Annotated in this window: 8 protein-coding genes; 4 read left to right on the top strand and 4 right to left on the bottom strand. The window is 51.8% G+C overall.

The features are described from left to right. The 4 genes from PHU49_13195 to PHU49_13180 form a co-directional block, all read left to right on the top strand. Positions 1-612: 6-phosphofructokinase (locus tag PHU49_13195; protein MDD5244963.1), on the top strand; the 612-nt coding region annotated here is incomplete at its 5' end. Then, on the top strand, positions 602-928 hold the full coding sequence (locus tag PHU49_13190; GenBank protein ID MDD5244962.1) for a cupin domain-containing protein: 327 nt from the start codon (positions 602-604) through the stop codon (positions 926-928). The genes PHU49_13195 and PHU49_13190, both read left to right, overlap by 11 nt. Before the next feature lie 146 nt (positions 929-1,074). Continuing rightward, positions 1,075-1,644: a nitroreductase family protein gene (locus PHU49_13185; GenBank protein MDD5244961.1), complete on the top strand. Its 570-nt coding sequence runs from the start codon at positions 1,075-1,077 to the stop codon at positions 1,642-1,644. 56 nt (positions 1,645-1,700) lie between these two features. Further along, the gene (locus tag PHU49_13180; protein ID MDD5244960.1) at positions 1,701-2,198 is read left to right on the top strand and encodes a four helix bundle protein; all 498 of its coding nucleotides are present in this window, start codon (positions 1,701-1,703) and stop codon (positions 2,196-2,198) included. A 60-nt stretch (positions 2,199-2,258) separates the two neighbouring features. Here the strand turns inward: PHU49_13180 and PHU49_13175 are convergent, their stop codons facing one another. The 4 genes from PHU49_13175 to PHU49_13160 all read right to left on the bottom strand — a co-directional run. Then, a complete protein-coding gene (locus tag PHU49_13175) occupies positions 2,259-3,368 on the bottom strand; it encodes a nitronate monooxygenase (GenBank protein ID MDD5244959.1) in 1,110 nt (369 codons plus the stop codon). Between the two features lie 11 nt (positions 3,369-3,379). Continuing rightward, entirely contained in the window at positions 3,380-4,963 is a 1,584-nt protein-coding gene (locus tag PHU49_13170) for a DEAD/DEAH box helicase (protein MDD5244958.1), read from the bottom strand. A 219-nt stretch (positions 4,964-5,182) separates the two neighbouring features. Further along, positions 5,183-5,965: a type III pantothenate kinase gene (locus tag PHU49_13165; GenBank protein ID MDD5244957.1), complete on the bottom strand. Its 783-nt coding sequence runs from the start codon at positions 5,963-5,965 to the stop codon at positions 5,183-5,185. After that, positions 5,965-6,298 (bottom strand): hypothetical protein (locus PHU49_13160; protein MDD5244956.1); only part of this gene is annotated, 334 nt, incomplete at its 5' end. The genes PHU49_13160 and PHU49_13165, both read right to left, overlap by 1 nt.

Raw genomic sequence — 6,298 nt, 5'->3', positions numbered from 1 at the left:
GCGACAGAGGCGATAGACCGTCTCCATTCGACCGCTCGCTCTCATGACCGCGTCATGGTGGTTGAGGTCATGGGGCGCCACGCAGGATGGATTGCCCTGAACAGCGGGCTTTCAGGGGGCGCCGACGTAATCCTTCTTCCTGAAATACCCTTCGATATAGACAAGGTGTGCAGGCACATCATGGATAACGAGCTCCATGGCCGCCATTACGCCATCGTCGTTGCAGGCGAAGGTGCGGCGCCGATAGGAGGGTCTGAGCTCTCAAAAGGCGCCGGTGAAGTCGGGAGGCAGGATGTTGTCCTCGGTGGAGTAGGTGAGTACGTGGCAAGGGCTATAGCAAAGAAGACAGGCAAAGACACCCGCTCGATCGTCCTCGGCCACCTCCAGAGAGGCGGGTCTCCTACAACCTTTGACAGGCTCGTTTCGCTCCGCTTCGGCGCGGCAGCGGTGCGCATGATCGAGGCCGGACAGTTCGGCGTCATGGTTGCCCTTGTTCCGCCGGAGATGAAGGGTGTGCCCCTTGCGGATGTGATCGGCAAGATACGGAGGGTCTCCCTCGATTCCGATTCGGTCCAGACCGCGCTGGAGATGGGGATCTGTCTTGGGGATTGAGAATCTTTTTCACCTCCTGCCGGATGCAAAGACTGAAGAGATTATCGAAACCCTTTTGGAGAATGAGCATTGCAGGATCGAGAGGATCGTCTCTGAGGGGCAGGCGACACCGCCAGGGGAGTGGTTTGACCAGGAAACCGATGAATGGGTGATCCTGCTCCAGGGGAGCGCAGGCCTTCTTTTCGAGGATGGATCAAAGATCGCTGTCATGCGTCCAGGTGATTATGTACTCATCCCGGCTCACAGGAAACACCGGGTCGAATGGACGGACAACACGCAAAAGACTGTCTGGCTCGCGTTTCATAGTAAATCATAGCTGAGAGCAAAGAGCGGAGAGCATTGGGCCCCCCACTATCTTGTCATTGCGAGGAGCGAAGCGACGCGGCAATCTTGTCGATGATATTTCTTTGCCATATAAAATCTTGACAAGCATTTGTCCCCGTCGCATAATAAGGCATGGATATGCTGAAAGTCATTCACGAGCGCAGGAGCATCAGGAAATACCGGAATGATCCTATTCCCGAAGAGATCATCATCGAGATACTCGAAGCTGCAAGGCGCTCACCGTCATGGGCAAACACGCAGGTGTGGCGGTTCATCGTTGTGAAAGACCAGGCGATCAAAGAGAGGTTCGCTGCCGAGATCTTTCCCGGCGCCAATCCCGCACGCCAGGCGATCATCGATGCCCCGGTCCTTATCTGTGTCGCTGCAAAGAGAGAACTTTCCGGGTTCCATAAGGGACAGGCTGCGACGGACAAGGGCGATTGGTTCATGTTCGACGCAGGAATAGCCATGGAGCATATCGTGCTCGCAGCATGGAACTTCGGCCTCGGCACCGTCCACGTGGGGCTTTTCGACGCGAAGAAGGTAGAAGAGATCCTGAAGATACCGGAAGGGTTCTCGATCACCGCGATGACGCCGCTGGGCTATTTCGACGAGACACCCGGCGAGACACCCAAGCTCAGCCCCCGTAAGCCCTTAAAAGAGATCGCCTACCTCAACACCTTCGGCACGGAATACATCAAAGAATAGACTGTAACGATAAAAACAGCCAATATCGAAGATTATGCACAAGGGGGGAATGGCGAATGACCTATGAGAGGTTCGAAGATTTACCCGTATGGAAAAGGGCGATGGATCTTGCCGAAAAAGTGTATACGTTAACGGAGGGCGAGCAGTTTAGGAAGAAATACAGCCTCCGGGACCAGATCGAGCGGGCAGCGCTTTCGGTTTCCAATAACATTGCTGAAGGGTTTGAACGCGGCACGACGCCGGAACTTCTCGCGTTCCTCTATATCGCGCGGGGCTCTGCCGGAGAAGTCAGGTCTATGCTCTGCTTCCTCGAAAGACTATCTGTTTTTCGGGATTTGAAATCTCAAATTTCAAATTTGAAATCCCTCGCAGAGGAAGTGTCCCGTCAACTGCGAGGGTGGGCAGACTCTCTCCAGAACAGCGAGATAAAAGGGCAGCGATACCTGAGCGAAAAAGAGCGTAAAAAATACCGGGATAATAAAGAACAGGCTGAATTTGAGAAACTGCTTCAATCATACACGAAGGGCAAGGGAGGGGATAATGCCTCGAAGTAAAGCAAGAAAAATATTCAGGGTGATTTTACTGCGGATATTGCGGATCAGTGATACTGCAAATCAGTGTTGACTGTTCCCGTTTGCGGTCAGTTCGTTCATCAGTTCCTTCACGGTCATGACGTGATCGACCCTGTAGCCGTTGGCGCCGACCGTGTAGAGCGGCTTCTCGGCGTCCGGGTTATAACCGGCGGAGCTTAAAAGCCCGTTGCAGATACAGAAACTGCTCTCGTTGTTATCCTTTGCCTGACAGCGGTTAAAGCACCCGTCCCTGTCTTTGGAGAGGATATACCCCTTGTCGCATTTCGGTTTTCTCTGTCTTTGCAGGGAATCGATGAACATGGGCGACTGCCTTATGACCATGAAGGGCATATTGCAGGGCGAGCCCGGTCTTTGTGCGACAACGATATCTTCCTTTCTGGAATTGACAACAGCACGTTTATAATCCGGCGATGCGCTGCTTTCCTCGGTTGCGAGAAACCTTGTTCCCATCTGCACCCCGTCAGCGCCCATACGGAGAAACTTCACAATATCATCGTGACTGTAAATGCCGCCGGCCACGATGACCGGGAAGCCGCCGTGTATTTCTGCCACTTCCTTCACCGGGGAGAAGAGATTTTCCAGTTTGTTTGACTCAAGACCTATCTGGTCGAACGCAAAGCCCAGGTGACCCCCCGCAAGGGGACCTTCCAGGACAACGGCATCGGGGCGGTATCCTGCCCGTTCCCATTTTTTGCATATAAGCTCGAGCGCCCTTGCCGATGAGACGATGGGAATGAGCGCGGTATCGCCGGGATCTTTTATAGTGGGCAGACCAAGGGGAATACCCCCGCCGGAGATAATCACATCCGCACCGGCATCAATGGCTCCCTTCACGGAATCATTGTAATCCCTCGCTATGGCAACCATGATATTGATACCCGCAATGCCTCCCTTCGACTTTGCAAGGGATATCTCTTCGCGGACAGCCTCATAGGTGTTAAAGGATTTTCCCTTCCTCTTCGAGACAAGCCTGTCGAGACATGCGCTCGACACGATGCCGACGCCGCCTTCAACAGCTACGGCGCTGGCAAGCGGCGCAAGCGATACGCCTATGCCCATGCCTCCCTGGATGATCGGCACCTCTATCGTTTTTCCCTTTATCTTCAGTGACGGCAGTTTGCCGTTATCCATACCCATAGCGCTCAATTTCTATCCGCAAACCCCGCGGTTATCTTTTTCCCTTTAATATAACATCTCTTGAGACGTAAAATGACATCTTCCGCAATCTCCTCAGGGACCTCCACGAGACTGTGGTGCTCAAAGACATCGATCTTCCCGATCAGGTTGCCGGGTATGCCTGTTTCTCCGGCAATGGCCCCCACGAGGTCCTTAGCCCTTACCTTCTCTTTGCTGCCCGTATTGATACGCAACGCCGTCGTTGCCTCCCGCCGGTTCGTTTCCCGTGTTCGTTTTTCCTGGTACAGAGGTTCCTTTTCATCGGCGCTGATGAGCATCTTTAAAAGCGCCGCCGCTATGTCCACGGAGGTATAGTCTTCATTGCAGAGCGATTCGATAGTGCCGATATACCGGCGGAGACCACCATTACCGTCATCGATGGCTGCCTTTACCCTCTCCAGCATATTGGTTGTCTTTATCTCTTCCACATCGGCGAGAGAGGGAATAGATTGACGCTGTATCTTGATGTTTGCGTATGACTGGATCTCCTTGAGTTTGTAGATCTCACGTCCCACGACAAAGGCAAAGGCGCGCCCCTTTTTACCGGCCCGTGCGGTTCTCCCTATGCGGTGCACGTAATACTCTTCATCCTGAGGGAGGTCATAGTTGAAAACAGCCTCAATATCTTCCACGTCGATCCCCCGCGCCGCCACGTCGGTAGCAACGAGTATTTCGGTGAGGTTCTTTCTAAACCTGTTCATGGCCCTGTCACGCTGCGGTTGGGTCATGTCTCCGTGGAGTCCGTCAGCAACATATCCTCTCGCCTGGAGATGCATAACCACTTCATCGACCCTTTTTTTCATATTGCAAAACACAAGAGAGGATTTGAGGTTGTACATGTCAATAAGCCGGCACAATACATCGAGCTTGGTGCTTTCCTTTACCTCGAAATAGGATTGCTCAACATGCGGAACGGTGAGCTGCTTGTGGACAACCCTTATAAACTCAGGATTGTGCTGATATTTGTGCGTCAGGTCCAGGATCGGTTTCGGCATAGTGGCAGAGAAGAGGAGCGTCTGCCGCTCATGGGGAATTCTCTGGAGGATAGTCTCCACATCGTCGATGAACCCCATATTGAGCATCTCATCGGCTTCATCGAGAACAACCGTCTCTACAGCAGAGAGGTCCAGTGTGCCCCGGTTTATATGATCGATGGTGCGGCCCGGTGTGCCGATAACGACATGGGTTCCGCCTTTCAGCACCCTGATCTGCCGGTCTATAGGCTGTCCCCCGTACACGGAGAGGATCAGGATATCTTTTCTGTGGAGGAGGAGTCTTTTGAGCTCTTCGGCAACCTGGATGGCAAGTTCCCTCGTGGGACAGAGGATGATGGCCTGCACCTTCTTCACCTTGGGCTTGATCTTTTCCAGCAGCGGGATTCCAAAGGCAAGAGTTTTGCCTGTTCCGGTCTGTGCCTGACCGATGACATCTCTTCCGTCAAGGATCGGCGGTATTGCTCTTGCCTGTATGGGAGTCAGTTCCTCGAACCCCATATCTTCTACGGCTTTGCGGAATTCTCTCGACAAAGTAAGGTCTTCAAATTTTTCCATTTCTATGAATTGTTCCTTCTGTTTAGTTATTTATTGCGGTAGCTCAGTCTATGCAAGATTAGCAAATGAACGCTCGGTAGTGGATAGGTTGAGGATGGCAATATATGATTCAATAAGACATTATACCACATAATGGAAATATATTCAAAAAACATCAATATCAGCTGATAGAGTGAAATGTGAAAGATGAATGTTAAAAGTGAAAGGTGAAAGGATTTGCTATTTGAACTTATGGTGTTCCTTGTTCTTCTCGTAGAGTATCTTCAATCCCCGCAGCGTCAGGAATTCGTCTACTTCGTCGATCGTCTCCGATCCCTTGTAGATAAGGCTGGCAAGACCCCCTGTCGCGATCACGTATGGGTCGGTCTTTACTTCGTCCTTGATCCTTCTTACGATGCCGTCAACAAGGCTTATATACCCGTAAGTGATCCCCGCCTGCATCGCGTGGACCGTGTTCTTTCCCACAAGGGTCTTCGGCTGGACAAGCTCAACCCTCGGCAGTTTCGAGGCCCTCTCAAAAAGCGCCTCAAGAGAGATCATAATCCCCGGCGCTATGGAGCCGCCGGCGTATTCACCCTTTGAGGTTATATAGTCGAAGGTTGTCGCAGTGCCGAAGTCTACGATAATAAGCGCCTTCTTATACTTTTCGTATCCCGCTACGGCATTGACGATCCGGTCCGCTCCGAGCTCAGAGGGGTTCTCGTATGAAATGGGCATCCCTGTTTTTATGCCTGGCTCAATGATAATCGGTCTTATCCCGATATATTTCCTGCAGACGATCTCAAAGGGGATCAGAAGCGGCGGTACGACGCAGGAAACAATGGCGCTGTCTATCTGGCTCAGTTTTATCTTCTCGATGTAGAGGAGGCTGTTGAGAAGGATCGCGTACTCATCGACGGTCTTCTGAAGGGCGGTGCTCAACCTCCAGTGGTTGACGAGGGTGCCGTTATCATATACGCCAAAGACGATATTGGTATTACCGATGTCAATAACAAGCAGCATTAGAAGCTCACATCTCCTGCAATAATCTTTTTTACCTCGCCGTCCATGTTAAGGAGCATTGCCCCATCACGGTCGATCCCTTCGACGATCCCTTTGTATGATTCTCCCATCTGGTTAACCTCAAGGGTCTTACCCTTTATCGCCGCCCTCTCTTCCCAGACCCCGCATGTGCCTTGCGCGCCGTGTTGCCTGAAGTAGCGATAATGTTTTTCAAGATGGTTCAGTAGAATACCACACACCAGGGCTCTTTCATATACTTTTTTTGTTTCTATCGAGAGAGAGGTGGCCTTCTTTTGTATATCTTCATCTATCTCCCCGTACTGCATATTGATG

The sequence above is a fragment of the Syntrophorhabdaceae bacterium genome (genome assembly GCA_028713955.1).
Taxonomy (GTDB): Bacteria; Desulfobacterota; Syntrophorhabdia; order Syntrophorhabdales; family Syntrophorhabdaceae; genus UBA5609.
The sequence above is the reverse complement of the archived record's forward strand: the minus strand, read 5'-3'. Positions and strand labels throughout refer to the sequence as shown.

What these genes read in the sequence shown, in the direction of transcription:
- PHU49_13185 (MDD5244961.1), top strand. Translation starts at nt 1,075, where the DNA reads ATGCTGAAAGTCATTCACGAGCGCAGGAGCATCAGGAAATACCGGAAT.
- PHU49_13180 (MDD5244960.1), top strand. Translation starts at nt 1,701, where the DNA reads ATGACCTATGAGAGGTTCGAAGATTTACCCGTATGGAAAAGGGCGATG.
- PHU49_13175 (MDD5244959.1), bottom strand. Translation starts at nt 3,368, where the DNA reads ATGGATAACGGCAAACTGCCGTCACTGAAGATAAAGGGAAAAACGATA.
- PHU49_13170 (MDD5244958.1), bottom strand. Translation starts at nt 4,963, where the DNA reads ATGGAAAAATTTGAAGACCTTACTTTGTCGAGAGAATTCCGCAAAGCC.
- PHU49_13165 (MDD5244957.1), bottom strand. Translation starts at nt 5,965, where the DNA reads ATGCTGCTTGTTATTGACATCGGTAATACCAATATCGTCTTTGGCGTA.